At 70.3% G+C, this 1,147-nt stretch carries 1 protein-coding gene; it reads left to right on the forward strand.

What is annotated here, in order from left to right:
• Positions 1–172 precede the first annotated feature (172 nt).
• Positions 173–985 (forward strand): hypothetical protein, encoded by an 813-nt coding sequence (locus ACZ5CR_RS46495; RefSeq protein WP_468870096.1) that lies wholly within the window; start codon positions 173–175, stop codon positions 983–985.
• Positions 986–1,147: the final 162 nt, after the last annotated feature.

A 1,147-nucleotide genomic window follows, 5' to 3' on the forward strand; every position in this document is an offset into this window, starting at 1 on the left:
GGCATGGCGCTGGCGATCGTGTTCCTGAGCCCGTTCCGGTTCTGGATCTGGCAGTAGCCGGATCCGGGATGGGGAACCGCCCGTAACGATCTTCCGTCGTAGAAGGGGTGCGGGTGACTCCGCATGAGCGGGTGACTCCGCACGATGCGTACGAAAGTGGGGGAGCGGGGACGTGAAGTCAGCTGTGTCGCGTGGCGTGGTGGCTGTTTCGACCGTGGCGGTGCTGGGCCTTACGGCGGCGTGCAGCGGTAGCGGCAGTGACGGCAAGGGCGATGGTGATGGCGCCGGGGGCGGGAAGCCGTCGAAGTCGGCGCGGACGGGCGCGTCTTCCGCCACGGCGAAGCTGGAGAAGGTGGCTCTCGCCTCGGGTGACGTCAAGAAGTACAAGGTCGAGGTCACGAAGGGGTCCGGGGAGTCTGCGGAGGCTGGGGGCAAGGCCACGCCTCCCGCCGGACGCGTGAACCCGGCCGAGTGCCGCCCGCTGTCCGAGATGCTCACGGCCGCCGCCCCGTCGAAGTCGAAGGCGCACGTCAGCCGGATGCTGAGTCCCACCGACGTCGCGGACACCACGACGACCGAGGTCGTGCTGTTCGCGTACGGCCAAGCCGATGCCGAGAAGACCATGGACACGCTGCGCACGGCGACGAAGTCGAAGAAGTGCGCCACCTTCGGGGACGGCGGCCACCGCTACATCGGGGTCCGGCCGCAGCCCGCGCCGGTCGGGGGCGACGAGGCCGTCTCGTACAAGCTCGCGAGCCGTTCCGGCGAGTTCCTCCACCGGGACCGCGTCACGGTCGTACGCAGCGGCTCGACGCTGATCGCTTTCCGCGCATCGAACCTCTTCGACCCGGAGTCGGCCAAGGCCGACAAGGAGGGCGAGGCCGCCGGGCTGCCCGAGAAGTTCCGTGACGGGGTGACGGCCGACCCGAAGGTGGCCGACACGATCGTCGACGCGCAGCTCGCGAAGCTGGCCAAGGCGGAGTAGAGGCTGCGGTCTCCGGAGCGACGACGGAAACGAAGAGACAGCGCGACGACAGCGCGAAGGGCCCCGCGGGACGGATCCGCGGGGCCCTTGGCTGTCAGCACCGACGTCAGGGCAGCGTCGGTGCCGCGGAGCGGCGCCGGGGGGAGTGCGCCGCGGGTCTGG

It is taken from the genome of Streptomyces sp. NPDC031274 (assembly GCF_055570235.1).